The sequence below is a fragment of the Ignavibacteria bacterium genome (assembly GCA_016873845.1).
Lineage (GTDB): Bacteria > Bacteroidota > Ignavibacteria > Ch128b > Ch128b > JAHJVF01.
This window is the reverse complement of the sequence record VGVX01000059.1, coordinates 1-16,701: the sequence shown is the minus strand read 5'-3', so window position 1 is coordinate 16,701 and position 16,701 is coordinate 1. Positions and strand designations below refer to the sequence as shown.

The following is a 16,701-nucleotide window of genomic DNA, read 5'->3' as shown; positions in this document are numbered from 1 at the left end:
AAGAACAAACGAAGTTTTGCTACTTCAACTGCTTCGTTCATTATATCGACACCGTAAAGGTTGTTAAGAATTATTGACTTGTAAATAAAATATTTTTCATTTGGATGATGTTCAATTTCCTTCAGAACACTTCTAAACTGCGAAAACTTTCTTCCTTCCTTCAGGTCATCTTCTTCAACAAATTCACGCATTCTTTTTAAGCAGGCTTCAAACAAAGGCTCAAGTATATTTAACGCTGCAAAAAGAAAAGCACCTGAACCACAAGTGGGGTCAAGAATAGAAATTTTAGATATCGCCTTGAAGAATGCATTAATGAAATCACTTCCTTCGTATTGCTCAACGGCATCTTGTGCAAATTGCCTAATATCAAGATTATAAGTAATGAAGTCGTTTATTTCCTTTATTTCGCTGTTTTCAATTTTATTTTTAATGTCAAAGTAACGATTGCGCCTCTCTACAACTTCACGCCAAATTTCAGTTGGCAAAGCGTATTCTGCCGGAGCGGATTTGTTCCATTCTTTACGCAATTCAAGAAGTTGAGGCGGATTTTTAACAACGTCTTTTACAATACGGTTTTGGATTTCGGGATTGATTCCGAGTTGGATTTCAGGAGGAAGTGGGCGAATGCGTTTTTGAGATTCTTCTCCCGATACTTCGACTTTGCTCAGTATTTCGGGATCAGAATAACAGTACACACCATGCTTGACTGCATCGTAAATGTAGCGGTCGGGATTTTCACGAAGCATTTTCCAGAGAGAGCTATCTTCTCTGAAAGCATTGGCGCATTCTTTTTTAACTTCATTGAAAAGAAAGGGAATGATTGTGTTTTTACTTATATATTCTGTGATATCTTCCTTTGTATAATAAGCTCCCATTGCAGCTCTATCGTTAACATATTTTTCAAAGATATAACCGATAACATCCGGATTTATGTCACGACCAGTTGCAGTGATTTTTGTGTCAAGTACCCAATTATATTGATCGAAGAAGTCAAAGATATTTTCAAACGCCTTATCAGCAATTGTTATATCGTATTCCCGTTCTAACTTATGAACTTCGAAAAGTCCCCCGTTAAGATATGGTATTTTTCCGAGTTCACTCTCAAGTTTTCTTGTTCTTTCCGGTGAACCAAGCCCTTTATGAAATAGAACAAGTAAAAAATCTTTGTAGAAGGAATAGAATTTATCTTTTCCTTTTTTTGATTGGACGAGATTTAATTTGTTACGGAGATAATTTCTGTCTTTGTCGAGAAATCCTTTTTTCTGAATAAAGTAAATGAACATTAATCTATCGAGCATAAGTGAAGCATACCACTCCAAATCGACTTTTTCGGATATACCTTTAATGAAAGAAATAAATTTAGAGTAGTTAGTTTTAAATTCAGTATAAAACCTTCGAGTTACTCTCTCTGCATTTATATTGAATTGTTCATAAACATTGGAGCGAATATCGACTAGTCTTATCTTATCTTCTTCTTCTAATGAAACAAATAATGCACTTAGCTTTTGATATAATAATTCAGGAGTCTGGTGGGTAAAATATTGAACTTCACGGTTTGTTATTGGTTTATTCGGTTCTCTAATTACGAGCTGCCAGATTTGATGAGTCTTATCGTCTGAATAAATTATAAGATGTTCAAAGTACAGCTTGGTTATTCTTGAATCAATCTTTCTTCGAGTTTTACTTTCGGGTATTCGTCCAAGTTTGTTTGACGAGCATGTAAAAATTACAAATCCACGTTTTTCAGCAATAGCATCGAGAGAAAAATTCTCTTCATCTAAACTCAAAGAAATTTTTTTCTCGACATGGTCCCAACCAAGTTCATTGAATAGTTCTGCAAATCGAAAAGTTTTTAAAAGTTCTGAAAAACGATACTTACTTATCATAATTTTTTAATCCCAATGAGCAAATTATTTGAGGTTCACGATATTTAATCTCTTCCTCATTTATTATGCAAAGTTTATCTTCTTCCCGCAACGAGGCAACTAAGTTCGCTAAATCTTGATCATCAATCCCAGCTTTCAATTGACGATTAAGAATTTCCTTTGCAAATTCCTTCAACGGATAATGATAGATATCTTCGATAGCTTTTTTTATTTCGTCATTCACAAATAAAGTATCTTTATTTTCTTCATAAAAACTACTCAGCCTGTGATAAACTCGATATCTTGCAGAAGATTTTTTCCCAAGTTGGCCTCCGAAAGCTTTCTCATTCTGCTTAATATAGGCAACTGATTTCTCAACAAGTTTGTGGTGATTTTCTAATTTAGTTAAAGGTTTAGTATTTGGATTACACTCGGCAAGTTTTAAAATCTTAAGCTGCGATTGTGTTACGATATTCCCACTTTTATCAATGTAAATTAAAATGTCATTATCATCGTAAGTTCTAGTATATACAATAACACCTTCGGGCAGCTTTGTTTCATTCGCTTTTGTTGAATAAATTACATTAGATAGTTCGGGAATAATTTTTTGTAATGCTTGATCCATATCGCATGCGTTTTTCCAAATCTGATATGCATAAGAGGAAAGGTCTATTTCGCCATCCTCATCTTCGTCTAAAATTCCAGCTTTCTCATTGTATAAATCGGCGATATTAATTGGATCACCTTCAAAGAAAATTTCGTCTGAGCCAACAACTTCTGCATTTTCATTAATTCTTTGTCTTAAACGCGATCGAAGCCTAATAATTTGTTCAAGTCCATCTTCAGGTAGAAACGAATAACAAAGAATTTCATCTGCTTGTTGACCTATTCTATCAACCCTACCAGTTCTCTGGATTAATCGGATTATTGCCCAAGGTAAGTCATAATTAACAACAATGTGGCAGTCTTGTAGATTTTGACCTTCGCTTAGAACATCTGTAGAGACAAGAACTCTAATTTCTTTTTCGGAATTAATATAATTTTTTTGCTCGTTGCTTCTTGGGCTAAACCGATATGCCATTTCTGTTGGATCATCTGAATCACCGGTAACGCATTCAATATTTGCTACTTCCAATTTCTTTAATTCATCAAAAATATAATGAGCGGTATCAGAATATTGAGTGAAGATAATTATTTTGTCATTCGGATATTGAAGGTTGCATAAATCAGATAAAGCTAAGAGTTGTTTGTCTTTTTGCGGTTCCCAAACATTTCCCTTCTCAATGATTTTCAAAAGTTTAATACTATCGGATTTTAATTCTTCGATCAGATTTTTAACGAACAATTCAGGACGAATCCAATCAAACTTATTTTGATAAAATTCTTTAAATGACCTATACATCTCACTCGCCAGAGTAAAGTAATATTTTTGATCAAACGAGAACTCGTATTTTTTTTCACCTTCATCTTGAGTTTCTAAATCTTTTTCGTCTAAAAAATCATCTAGAAAAAATAGTTCTTGAGTTCCAATAGGTATAGGCAGGTTTTTCTCTATTGCATAAATAAAAATGTAATTACGAAGAATATGCCTACTTATAGATAAGAGAAAAGAATAACCGCTACTTTCAAGACGTTTAAATAAGTTTGTTCTTGCAAAACCAATCAACCGTTTTCCCGCGCGAGATAAATTTGAGATCACTGTTTCTTCGTCTACAGTTGGTTTTATAGGTAATTTTTCGTTTATATAATTACCTAACCCATACCTTGGTAAAGTTAATTCGCTGATTATTTTTACAACTTCGTCTGAGTAAAATTTTGCATACTGGTCGTTAACATCTTGGATATCGAATCTATATTCTATTTTCAGCGGTCTTCGATCAGGAAAATATGAACGACGCCCATCCGAGAAGAGTAAATATTTTCTATTGTTCGATTCATCAATTAAAGAATAATTCAATTTGATAAAACTTCGTGTTCGTCTTACCAAATAAAGCCTCATTAATTCACGCCAATCATCGGCATAATCACTTTTCTCGAACGCTAATAAAGAGCGTGATGAGTATTGATATTTCGCGACAAATTCTTCGATTCCATTTATACTTTCGATATATCTTTCTGGACTTATTCCTAAATCTTTCTCTTCATCAATAAAGAGTCGCAATTGGTTAGACAAATCTTGATAGGTTTTGTTGTAAGGAGTTGCGGTTAGTAAAATCACTTTGCTTGCATTCAACTTTATGTATTCTTGAATGGCATGGTATCGTTTCCCTTCTCGATTTCGGAGATTATGGCTCTCATCGATTATCACTATTCTATACCTTCTTAAATCAGGCAATTCATTTTGTACAACTGATAAAGAAAGAATATGAGCCCTTAATTGATATTTATATTTATATTCCTCCCACATTCTAACTAAATTCTTAGGGCAAATAATTAATGTTTCTAAGTAAAAGTCATCTTCAAAAATTCGAGCCAAAGCACAAGCGATGATTGTTTTACCAAGACCAACAACATCTCCGATTAAAACGCCCTCTCTTTTGTTTAAGTGATGCGCAGCAATTAAAACTGCCTTCTGTTGGAATTCCAGGAGCTGATCTTTGAATATTTTTGGAATCTTGAACGAGCTAATTCCAGCACGAGCCTCTTGCGATAGATGATATGCTATTTTAAGATAAATATAGTAAGGAGAATAAGGTATATCTGCAGCCCAACTTGTTTGGATAGTTTGAATTAGATCATTGGAAATATCAATGCACCACCTATCATTCCAACGCTCATTGAACCATTTTGAAAGTTTTAATGCTGAATCTTGTTCCAAAACATCAACATTAAGCTCTCCTTGTTTTAGCAACCCCGCAAAAGTCAAATTACTGCTTCCAACAAAACCAATAATAGGACTTAACTTATCGTCTCGAAAACATAAATAAAGTTTTGCATGTAACGGATGTTTTAAAAATAGTTTTACACATACCTTACCTTCCAGAACTTGCTTTGAAAGCTTTCTTAAACCAACTTCATCTATCTCCGTGGGTATACCTTTAGTTAATTGTTCTTTAAAATGTTGTGCAAGTTCTTTTTTAATTTGATTAGCCTTTTTGTTATCGATGGTCTCATCATTTAGTTGAGATAGATAACTGTATAACATTTCATGTGGTGGAATATGCATACCGATTAACAGACGACACTGGTTATTTTCTCCACCACTCATTTTGTCAATATAATCTGCAACTTGTTTCCATCCGCGTAGATTAAAATAGCCAACACAAAAATCAGATCGATTTGATACTTCAAGAGTATTAATCAATCCTTCAGCGAATTGGTTTTCTATGTTATCGTAGATTGTCGGCATTTGAATTCTATTTTTGCCGCAAATTTAACATTATCAAATTTAAGTTACTCTAATAAAGTATACAATTTTAAACGGAATTCATTTTATATACATAAGAGTTAATGCCTCGCCCAATTCTCAATAATCTTTTCTCCAAATGAAGTCATAATTGATTCGGGATGAAATTGAATCCCTTTCACATCGTATTCTCTATGTGAAATTGACATTATGATCCCGTCCTGAGATTTAGCAGAGACTTGAAGACAATCTGGAATTTCATTCTCATCAACTATCCATGAATGATATAAGCCGGCATCAAATTCTTTTGGTAAATCTTTGAAGAGATAATCGTTTTCATCAAGTACACAGACTTTCTTTGTAGTCCCATGTAAAACAGTATCGAGATTCCTTAACTTTCCACCGAAGGATTCGGCAACAGCTTGATGCCCGAGGCAGACTCCAAGAATTGGTTTTGAATTCTTGTATCTGTTAATAATGTCATGCATTATTGGGAAGTCTTTAGGCAAGCCTGGTCCTGGCGAAAAGATTATTTTGTCAAAAGCTTCAACTTGCTCTGTTAATATTGAATCGTTTTTAATAACTTCGAATGAACAAAGTCCGGTCTTATGAACCAATTGAGCAAGATTGTAAGTAAACGAATCGTAATTATCGAGGATTAAAATCTTCATGAAACAAAAAATAATTCTGCTGCAAGATAAAAAGATTGCATCAGCAAACAAATGACTAAGGCAGAGAAAACAATTCTTGAAATGAATCGATTGGGAAACGAGAGAATCCCTTTCATCTTCATAATTGATTTTGAAATGGAAACTCCGATATTGCTTCCGCTTGAATCAGTACGCGTGGAAAATATTCTATTCAACGTAAATGGTTTCTCGAATTACACAACCCCGATAATTTCACCGCGAAAGATATTCTTCAAAAAGAACCCCGTTTCGATCAATGAATACACTAATGTGTTTAACAAAGTGATTCAAAATATTAATCATGGCAATTCATATTTAGTGAATTTGACTTTTCCAACTGAAGTTGAGACTAATCTTTCTTTGAAAGAAATATTTTACCTCAGCGTTGCTCCATATAAACTCTTATTAGAAGATAAGTTCGTTGTATTCTCTCCAGAAAGTTTTGTACGCATATTTAACGGAAAAATCTTTTCCTTTCCGATGAAAGGAACTATCGACGCAAATATTCCCCTGGCAAATGAATTAATTCTCAATGATGAAAAAGAAAAAGCTGAGCACACGACCATTGTCGACTTGATTCGAAACGATTTAAGTATGGTATCGCAGAATGTGAAAGTTGAGAGGTTCAGATACATTGAGCTGATTAGAACCATCGAGAAAGACCTTTATCAAGTAAGTTCGGAAATTAGCGGTGAGCTGCCCAACGATTATCATTCAAATCTCGGTTCGCTAATCTTTGAACTTTTACCTGCTGGTTCAATCAGCGGTGCCCCGAAGAAAAAAACAGTCGAGATCATCAAGGAAACTGAAAATTACAAAAGAGGATTTTATACCGGTGTATTTGGATATTTTGACGGAAATAATCTCGACAGTGCCGTAATGATTCGCTTCATTGAAAGTATCGGGGATAAACTGTTCTACAAAAGCGGCGGGGGCATCACTGCCCGAAGCAAGCTCGAACTCGAATATCAAGAAATGATAGATAAAGTCTATGTCCCAATTGTTCGAAACGATTAAGATATTTAACGGAAAAATCTTTAATCTTCAGTATCACAACCGAAGGATGAATAATTCCCGAAAAATCCTTTTAGGTTTAGAAAATGAAATTGATTTGTCTGAATTTATTCGGATTCCAGAAAAATTCAGAAGCAGTCTTGTTAAATGCAAGGTAGTTTATTCCGATGAAATTCAATCAATTGACCTTTCTGAATATCGAATCAGAAAAATCGATTCGCTTAAAATCGTCGAGTGTAATGATATAGTTTATGATCATAAATTCTTAAACCGAGAAAAGCTTGATGAGCTTAAAGTAAAAAATGTTCAATCTCCCTCGCAAGATATTTTAATAGTCAAAAATGGAATGATTACAGACACAAGTTACAGCAATGTAGTTCTATTTAATGGTACTAATTGGTTTACTCCCTCGACTTCACTTTTAAAAGGAACAAAAAGAGCTTCATTGTTAGATGAAAATCAAATTCACGAGACGGAAATTAAATTGAAAGATTTGAAGAACTACCAGAAGATTAAATTGATAAATGCGATAATTGATTTAGATGAGAGTCCTGAAATCTATCTCGAATCTGTAATTTAATTGTTCAAGACAATTCTATCAGGGCACTTTCAAATTTATTTGAGACTCATCATTTTTTTTCTTCAATAAGATAAACTGTTTCAAGTTAATGGAAATAATCTCAGGAAGAAAGCGTCGAATGGGGGTTGATAATGTCGGGCAAGATAATCTTGGCTTGCCCGACATCCACATATACTAAAAAAATAAAAAGACTGCCGTAAGGAACCTAGTATTAGAAACCAATTGCGTATTGAAAACTTTACCTTTTTGTTTTTCATCTGGAGTGCCATACGATGCGGCGGTGTGCTCCAATTCTGCTGCGAGTCTTAATTTTCCCGCATTGTATTGAATCCGCGGTGAAATTCTATAAGTAAAATCAATGTCCGATCCGCGGCTGTAAAATGTTTTACTTACAAGTATTTCTTTAGCACCTAAATTTTTTGAGTATCCCAAAAAGAGTCCAAACTCAATATCTTTTCCATAAGCAGCATCGAGCCAGCCTGTTAAAGAAGATACAGGTGAATAAACCGCTTTATCAGTTGCAGCATCTATGGATGATATTCCGTATCCTCCAAGCATCATTAAATCAGCGAGATTTTCGCCATAAACCGCTTGAGACTTAAAGGTAAAATCATCAATCTTAAACTTTCCGAAGCAATGGAGGGCAATACTTTTAATTGATTCATCTGTTTCAAATTTTCTATCAGTTTCAAGTCTCGGTCGTAGAATTTTATAATCTACTCCAACTCCAAAAACAAAACCTTTACTCTTAAGCATTGCTTGCGCATGAAAGTTTGGAATCACACTGTTTCTTAAATAGATTGAACTCTGTGCGGGCTTCCCGGCATTATCACCGAAACTTTGGAAATCTCTTTGTGATGCCGCTGCGGCCATCAGACTGAATTCTCCGATTGACTTGGTAAATCGAATTTGCGGATTCCTTGAAAACGGTTGGAAAGGAGCGCCTGTATTGAACGAAACAACACCAGGAAAAACATCTGTTACAAACATTGGATGCCAGGTCTGTCCGACCAGTAGAGAGGCAGACTCCCAATCAAGTTTCACGAAAGCGTGCCGTAATCTTAATCCATTAACATCGCCATCTGATGTTCCAAAAAATTCCGCTTCTATAAAACCGGATGTTTTTGCTTCAAATGTTTTCGGTGCAGATAATTTAGCGCCGACTCTAGTTTGGATAGATAAAATATTAAATGATGGATGTGCATTTAGATCATTTCCAAGTACATCATATCTATAATTCGCCGGGTGCAGCAAGAAATGCCCTTCGCGCAAATTCACTGTTTGTCTTGTGTCATAAATTACATCTGTCTTCACAAAACCAGTGAAGTCAATTCCGAATTGATTCACATTCTGCGCAAAAACAGTACTGGTTAATAATAAAGTAATTTTTATTAAAAAAATTGATTTTTTCATTTTATCCTCTCTTCATTGATGTGGAACCGAAATTATTCCGCACCAATTCCTAAAAATGTCCGTAATTTTTCGTCTTCAAAACTTTCTTCTGCTTGCGACTCTTTACTTAATAAGGAAACAACTATTGCCACTAGAAATGAAAGAGGCATTGAAATCAGAGCAGGATTCTTCAACGGAAAGATTGCTGATTCGAATTCGAAAATATCTACCCAAACTGTTGGGCTGAAAATAATTAAAATAGTTGCAACTAATGCGCCGGTTAAAATTCCTGCAACAGCTCCATTTGTTTTGAACTTTTTCCATAAAATTGAAAGTACGAGTGATGGAAAGTTAGCACTTGCTGCAATAGCAAATGCAAGTCCGACAGTAAAAGCAACATTTTGTCCCTTAAAAATCAATCCCAGTGAAATGGCAAGAATACCTAAAATCAAGGTTGAGATTCGGGCAACTTTAACTTGAGCAGATTCTGTTGATTTCCCTTTTTTTAATACATTAACATAAAGATCATGAGACAATGTTGAAGCGCCTGCGAGTGTTAAACCGGCGACTACAGCAAGAATAGTAGCAAACGCAACTGCTGCAATGAAACCATAAAACCAAACTCCTCCAACAGCTTCTGATAAAAGCAATGCGGCCATATTTCCGCCCTTGTCAAATTTGGATACGATATCTGTCCCAACTAAAACCATTGCACCAAATCCAATAACAAAAGTTAAAATGTAAAAATATCCAATGAAACCAGTTGCAACGAAAACAGATTTTCTTGCCTGCTGCGCATCCGGTACTGTGAAAAATCGCATTAATATGTGCGGAAGCCCTGCGGTTCCGAGAATTAATGCAATGCCGAGTGAAAGTGCGTCCCACGGATTTGTAACAAATCCACCAGGTGCTAGCACAGCATCAGAGTATTTTTCAGCGGCTGTGTTGAATAACGTAATTGGATTGAAATTGAAGAATCCAAGTGTAATCACTACCAATATTGTTGCACCGCCAAGGAGTAGACACGCTTTAATAATTTGGACCCAGGTAGTTGCGAGCATCCCTCCAAATAAAACGTAGGCAACCATAATAAACCCAACTATAATTACAGCTACTTCATAAGGCATTCCAAAAAGAATTTGGATTAATGCGCCCGCACCAACCATCTGTGCGATCAAATAAAAAATAATTGTCATTAACGAACCAACAGAAGAGGCAACTCTCACAGGTGTTTGTTTCAGCCTGAATGCGACGACATCGGAAAATGTAAACTTACCAAGATTTCGCAGCGGCTCGGCTATTAAAAACATAACAAGAGGCCAGCCGACTAAAAATCCAATTGAATAGATTAACCCATCATAACCTTTCAGGGCGACCATTCCGGCAATTCCCAGAAATGAAGCAGCGCTCATATAATCTCCTGCCAATGCTAATCCATTTTTAAATCCCGAAATGCTTCTATCTGCTGCATAGAATTCACTTGTCGTTTTTGTTTTTTTTGCAGCCCAATATGTTATGTATAAGGTGACCCCAACAAATGCAAAAAAGATTAATATAGATGCAATGTTTGGTTCACCCAATGAAGTTTGAAAATTTTCCACAACTCTACTCCTTCTTAATAATTTAGATAGTAAATATTTTTGTTCTTAAGAAAATGTTTTAATGATCTTGTCCGGCTCGTTCGGATGAATTGTCACTCATCCAGTAATTGTTTCCTCATTTCTCGGACGGTTTTATCGTAGCTGGAATTTGCCCAGCGAACATATATCCCTGTAAGCAGCCACGCAAAGATTATTATTCCAATACCAATTGGGATCCCAATTGTGATATGTTCACCGATTTTAGTTGCAAGAAACTCTTTATTAAATGCTATTAAAAGTATAAATCCGACATACACTACCAGCATGATTGTCGTAAGTGATATTGATACAGACCATCTCTTATTAACGAGTTCTTTGAATCTATCAGACTGCAGTATTACAGCTAAATCTGTTTTTTGAATGCTCATTAATTACCTCTCTATAAATTTTGTGTGGATATTTCGAATGGTTAATAAATCAGTTCAAATGTTTTCAAGACAGAAAAATTCAATACAAAAATAATCCTAATAGGATAAATAAAAAACTAATTTTATTGGAGTTGAACATCGATACCATGTTTTTATGACTTTTAATAAATAAAAGCAGTTAGGATAATAAGAATTACATCAAAAGGTTAATGTGCCAATGAAATCCATTTTAAGCTTGGCTTGAAAGTCGGAAATTACATTGAATACTTTTTTAATTTTATCTAACTCCCAATCTTCTAATTCACTAAGGTAAATCTCGTTATTTGGCTCCTTATTTTCTGCGATAAGTCTCAATTGATGCTTAAATCTTAACATCATGAGAAAATTATAAACATCCTTTATCTCTTGATAACCTCCCTCGCTGAAGATTCTTTTTGTGAATAACGTACGTATCCTGTCGAATGTATTAGTAAAATAAATTTTATTTTTCAGAGCATAGGTCCTAACCAAATCAATTATTGGGAGAAGAGTCATTTTAACATTGATATATTCTTTTCCCGAACTGGAAAGGGACGAGCTTGTTTTTGAAAATGACGGCGAAACTTTCAAACAATTTTCTGATAAATAAACAAAAAATGAATTATAACCCGTAGTTATTTTTCGTACATGTTCTGTTAAATTCAAAGTAAAATCATGATTGCCGAAAACATTTTTAAAATCAAAGAAGATGCTTATCTCCAATAAGTCTTGTGGGTTTGCTGTTGTCACCCATTCTGTAAAATACTTTTTCCAAACAGAAATCGGTTGACACCATTTCGGATTGCTCGCCATCACTTTTCCATGACAGTAATTATAACCAATTTCATTTAACAAGAAAGTAATTCGATCGCCGAAATTCAGAAAATATTTTTCTGCCTCCGCTTTCTCTTCTGCTGGAACATCTTCATAAATAATAGCATTGTCTTGATCAGTTGCTAACGTTTGTTCCTCCCTGCCTTCGCTGCCTAAAACTATAAGCGTAAACTTAACCGGCGGCTCGCCTAATTCCTTAAATACTATTGAAGCTAATTTTTTATGAATCGAATCTGAGAATAAAGAAGAAATGTTTGTCAGTTTTTTAGAATCGTCACTCGTTTTTGAAACGAGACTAATTAAATGATTAACCTGTGCTCGGAATTGAATTAATTCTTCAACAGATCTTGCAGCGTCAACTTTTTTTATAATGTTAGAAAGATTGAGAGAAAAAGCTTTCACGAGATCTTTCGGACTAAAAACACAATTTATGTTGCCGCCTTTATCTTTCAATAGAATTTGAAAAATGTTTTTACTGGAAAGAATGTTGATCGCTTCGGAAATTCCGGTTTCTTCTGACATTACGTCCAGTTTATCACTCATTATTTCACTCAGAGATAATTTTGTGTTGACCTCCTCCCGATACAAATTATGGATTAAGTCCGACATTGAAACAAAACCGATAATCTCTTTCGCGTCTGATTCTATCGCTATGATCTCTTGATTCTGCTTGATTAACCGGCTGAGGACAGAATCAACAGACTGATTTATTGAGCAGGTCATAATCTTCTCAGCAAACTCTTTTACCGGCAGTTCGAGAATCGGCGAAAGCTTTTCATACCGTTCAAGCTTAGATTTCACTTCTTCCAATTTTCTTTGGGTGCATGAAATATCTTCAATAATTCCTTCACATATTAAATCTTTTTCATTTGGAGAATCGGTTATAAACATGGATAGATTAATTATGGAATCTGATTTGTCGAACTTGATTATTTCAACTTTTTTGTTGATGATTTGTTTATTTCGCCGCAGTTCTTTGAATATTTTTTCGACTTCTATTTTGTTAGAGATGAAGTCGAAAATCGAAACTGTATTTTCTAGTTTTGATTTTTCTATTCCAAAAATCATCTTTCCCAATTCATTTAGTGAAATTATTTTTCCTCCATCCGATAAATCGATCTTAATTTTTCCCAAATTAAGCTTACCGAAGTAATTATTTATTTCTTCTTTCCGCTTAAGCTCTTCTGCTTTCTGCACTTCTGTTCCAATATCTTTAACCACAATAATAATTCCTCGCTTTTCAAAAAATAATATTGGAGAGATTGTAAGAAAAACTAGTGCTTGAGAGTTATCCTTTCTCAGCAGAAAAGTTTCAAATTGCCTTATACTTTGCCTTTCCTCATAACTGCCGGAAATAGAATCTACTAATAATTTTTTCTGAATCTCATTCAGACAAAAAATCTTCTCAAGTTTTACATCTGTAAATTCTTCATCCGAATAGCCTGTCAATGATTGCAATACATTATTCGAATAAACAATTTCATCTCCAAGAATCATTAAAACGCCTTCGGTCGAGGCTTCGACTAATGTTTTATATTTTTCCCGCGAGGTTTTTAATTCATTTTCAGCTGTTCGTCTTTTCTTTTCAAAATAGTAGCTCTGCCTTGCAAGGAAAGCTAGAAACAATGAGATAAGAAGAGTTATTCCTAAAGATATTTTTATCAAGCGGCTTTTGATCTCAGAGATTTCTTCTTCTACATCATCAATATAAATTCCCGTTCCTAGGATCCAGCCCCATGGTTTAAAACCCATTACATAAGACAGTTTTGGAACAATGCGTGCCGAGTCATCTTTCCATTGCCAGAGGTAATCCACAAAACCATGTTCCTGTTTTTTTACAACATCAGCCATTTCCGTAAACATTTGATTGTCGCGTGAGTCAACAAACTCCGAAAGATTTTTCCCATTTAGATCTGACTTATATGGATGCATGATCATGTTCGGAATCGTATCTGTTATCCAGAAATAATCTTTTCTCTCTTTTCCATAACGCAGATATTCAATTCTGAGAGAAGCAGTATTTTTTGCTTCTTCGATTGATAAAGTTCCGCGTTTCACTTCATCGTTATATTCCTCAAGTATGCTCCAAGCAGAGTTTGTAAGCTCGGTTATCATCTCTCGCTTTCTCTCCATGACATTTTTTTCGAACTGAGGGACAATAAGATAAAATAGCGAGAGTGAGAACAGTGCGATCGTTATAAACGTTGGAAGAATTATTCTTAAGAAGAAAATTCTCTTACTGAAAAACTTTTTTTTATGCGGCTGCATTTTTAATACTCATTTTTGTCAACAGATCAATCTAATTTGTGATAGGGATCGATTCAATTTCAAGTGAATCTGTGTTAAGGATCATCACTCCATTTTTTCTAGTGGTTCGGGCTACACATGGTCCAACAATCCATCGTCTTTCCTTCTTCAACGGCAATTTTTCAAATTTGTAATATTTCATCTTCATCTCATCCGAACTAATTAATCCCTCCACGTGACCATGACCTGTAAAGGAATACACGCACTTGTTTTCGGTCATAAATCGAAAATGTTCTTTGAGATCCTTTGCATTCTTAGGAAAGTGTGTTGATGAGCCGGTCAAATCAGGAAAAACAAAATGCGAGAAAAGTATTCTATCTCCCTGAACTTCAATAATTTCGAATTCGTTTAGCTCTGAAAGAAATGATTTATTTTGTTGAGTCAATCGAATTGGGAGTTCATTATCTTCGTACAGCCATATTTTCCTTCTTGATAACTTTTGCCGGCTTTCATAATCAAGCGAATACCAGTTTTCAACATAATTGAAGTCAAATTTGTGCTGCGGAATTTTTCTGATAGCATAGAGATCATGATTTCCAATGACACTAAGAGAGCAGTTTGATTTTACAATATCAATGCACTCGTTCGCATCCCTCTTTGAAATGTATTTGTTAAAAGGAAGACAGAAACCAACTATATCGCCGAGGCAGAAAATTTCATCACAGTTTTTTCTTGATAAAAGCGCGATTGTTGATTTTAAATTCTCTACATCCTCATGAATATCCGATATAATGCCGATTTTCACTTATAATCCTCAGCTCTTTGTGCAAAATAAATTTTAAATCAGAAAATTAAAACATGCTTTCAATTGGCATTGGACCGCGGTTTTTCATCAGCTTCCGACTTCTATCTCACAGTTAAGTGAAATTGAATGATGCAGATAAACTCTATAAACTTTCTTAAATTTGCAGTGAAGGAATTTAATTTTGTCTGCAATCAAAACACATCTTAAACAATTAGGAAACAACAATGGAATATAGAGTTGAAACCGACAGCATGGGCGAAATGAAAGTCCCAGCAAATAAACTTTACGGCGCACAGACAGCGCGTTCATTAATGAATTTCAAAATCGGCGGTGAAACTTTTCCGCCAGAATTTATCCGTGCAATGGCAATCGTCAAAAAAGCCGCGGCACTAACCAATAAAGAACTTGGTACTTTAACCGAAGAAAAAGCTGCTTTAATCATCAAAGCCGCAGATGAAGTTATTTCTGGATTATTGAATGATCATTTCCCGCTTGTTGTTTGGCAAACCGGAAGCGGAACGCAAACGAATATGAATGTAAATGAAGTAATCTCGAATCGTGCAATTCAAATTGCTGGAGGCAAGGTCGGCAGCAAAACTCCAATTCATCCGAATGATGATGTGAATAAATCTCAATCAACTAACGATGCATTTCCAACGGCTATTCACATTGCAGCAGTTGAAGAAATTCATCGCAGGTTGATCCCAATGATGACAAAACTAAGAGACGACTTAACTATAAAATCGAAACAATTCAATAATATTATTAAAATCGGACGAACCCATTTGATGGACGCAACTCCTCTTACTCTGGGGAACGAGTTTTCAGGTTACGCTCAGCAACTTACAAACGGACTTGAGAGGATTGATGACTGCTTGAAAAGATTGTATGAAATTCCACTTGGAGGAACAGCTGTTGGTTCCGGTTTGAACACAAAACCAAATTATGATAAGATAGCCGCACAGAAGATTTCTGAAATTACCGGAAAGCCATTCGTTACTGCAAGAAACAAATTCGAAGGGATGGCGGGAAAAGACGCAATAGTAGAGTTGAGCGGTGTACTCAAAACCATTGCTGCCTCGCTGTTAAAAATCTCAAATGATATTCGCTGGCTTGGTTCTGGTCCAAGATGCGGAATCGGGGAAATATCACTTCCTGAAAACGAACCCGGAAGCTCCATCATGCCGGGAAAAGTTAATCCCACTCAATCCGAAGCAATGACAATGGTCTGCGCTCAAGTTTTCGGTAATGATGTTACAATTAATTTTGCTGGAGCAAGCGGCAATTTTGAATTAAATGTATTTATGCCGGTGATTGTTTTTAACATCTTACAATCAATCAGATTAATTGCAGATGCATGTGAAAGCTTTGCTGACAATTGTGTTACAGGAATTACTGCGAACGAAATGAACATCAAGAAACATCTCGAGAATTCATTGATGCTTGTTACCGCGTTGAATCCTATTATTGGTTATGATAATGCCGCTAAGGTTGCAAAGAAAGCTCACAAAGAAAATAAAACTTTGAAAGAAGCTGCAATCGAACTTGGGCTATTGACAGAAGAAAAATTTGATGAGGTAGTCCGTCCTGAAAAAATGATTGGACCGAAATAATTTTACTGTAGAGACACGCTTCTGCGTGTCTCTACTTCTATGTCATCTCAATCCCAAATTTAAAAATCCATTCAGTGCAATTTTAATCTCGGCATCTGCTAATCCTTTATAGTTATCCTGATAACGGACACCGCTATCCAACACAAGCCATTTTGAAATAATAAATCTCAATCCACCAACGCCTGCAATTCTTCTTGATGGCTCAATGCTCCCCTTTTTCGGATCGACTCTAAAATATGGAATTGTTTGCGCTTCAAACATCAAGCTTGTACGTTCATTCAAGGTAAAGT

11 protein-coding genes are annotated in these 16,701 nt (G+C 35.2%); 3 read left to right on the top strand and 8 right to left on the bottom strand.

What is annotated here, in order from left to right; translation table 11 throughout:
- The 3 genes from FJ213_10280 to FJ213_10270 all read right to left on the bottom strand — a co-directional run.
- The coding region (locus FJ213_10280; GenBank protein ID MBM4176541.1) for a hypothetical protein at positions 1–1,886 on the bottom strand (1,886 nt) is incomplete at its 3' end.
- A complete protein-coding gene (locus FJ213_10275) occupies positions 1,876–5,214 on the bottom strand; it encodes an NgoFVII family restriction endonuclease (GenBank protein ID MBM4176540.1) in 3,339 nt (1,112 codons plus the stop codon). The genes FJ213_10280 and FJ213_10275, both read right to left, overlap by 11 nt.
- A gap of 98 nt (positions 5,215–5,312) precedes the next feature.
- On the bottom strand, positions 5,313–5,882 hold the full coding sequence (locus FJ213_10270) for an aminodeoxychorismate/anthranilate synthase component II (GenBank protein ID MBM4176539.1): 570 nt from the start codon (positions 5,880–5,882) through the stop codon (positions 5,313–5,315).
- A 51-nt stretch (positions 5,883–5,933) separates the two neighbouring features.
- On the opposite strand from FJ213_10270, the gene FJ213_10265 reads away from it, so the two are divergent.
- Together FJ213_10265 and FJ213_10260 are read left to right on the top strand one after the other, a co-directional pair.
- Positions 5,934–6,917 carry an aminodeoxychorismate synthase component I gene (locus FJ213_10265; protein ID MBM4176538.1) on the top strand — a complete coding sequence of 328 codons (984 nt, stop codon included), beginning with the start codon at positions 5,934–5,936 and terminating at the stop codon, positions 6,915–6,917.
- Positions 6,892–7,494: a hypothetical protein gene (locus tag FJ213_10260; protein MBM4176537.1), complete on the top strand. Its 603-nt coding sequence runs from the start codon at positions 6,892–6,894 to the stop codon at positions 7,492–7,494. The genes FJ213_10265 and FJ213_10260 overlap by 26 nt, the downstream gene beginning before the upstream one ends.
- A 174-nt stretch (positions 7,495–7,668) precedes the next feature.
- On the opposite strand, the gene FJ213_10255 is transcribed toward FJ213_10260, so the two are convergent.
- The 5 genes from FJ213_10255 to FJ213_10235 all read right to left on the bottom strand — a co-directional run bounded on the left by FJ213_10255 (position 7,669) and on the right by FJ213_10235 (position 14,798).
- Positions 7,669–8,907 (bottom strand): hypothetical protein, encoded by a 1,239-nt coding sequence (locus tag FJ213_10255; protein MBM4176536.1) that lies wholly within the window; start codon positions 8,905–8,907, stop codon positions 7,669–7,671.
- A 32-nt stretch (positions 8,908–8,939) separates the two neighbouring features.
- Positions 8,940–10,487, bottom strand: coding sequence for a sodium/solute symporter (locus FJ213_10250; protein ID MBM4176535.1), 1,548 nt, complete (start codon positions 10,485–10,487; stop codon positions 8,940–8,942).
- A gap of 92 nt (positions 10,488–10,579) precedes the next feature.
- Complete coding sequence (locus FJ213_10245) at positions 10,580–10,894, bottom strand: DUF485 domain-containing protein (protein MBM4176534.1); 315 nt, start codon at positions 10,892–10,894, stop codon at positions 10,580–10,582.
- 198 nt (positions 10,895–11,092) lie between these two features.
- Positions 11,093–14,014, bottom strand: a complete 2,922-nt coding sequence (locus tag FJ213_10240; protein MBM4176533.1) for a PAS domain S-box protein — start codon at positions 14,012–14,014, stop codon at positions 11,093–11,095.
- A gap of 31 nt (positions 14,015–14,045) precedes the next feature.
- Positions 14,046–14,798: a metallophosphoesterase gene (locus FJ213_10235; GenBank protein MBM4176532.1), complete on the bottom strand. Its 753-nt coding sequence runs from the start codon at positions 14,796–14,798 to the stop codon at positions 14,046–14,048.
- Positions 14,799–15,022: 224 nt separating this feature from the next.
- On the opposite strand from FJ213_10235, the gene fumC reads away from it, so the two are divergent.
- Positions 15,023–16,411, top strand: coding sequence for a class II fumarate hydratase (fumC, locus tag FJ213_10230; GenBank protein MBM4176531.1), 1,389 nt, complete (start codon positions 15,023–15,025; stop codon positions 16,409–16,411).
- Positions 16,412–16,701: the final 290 nt, after the last annotated feature.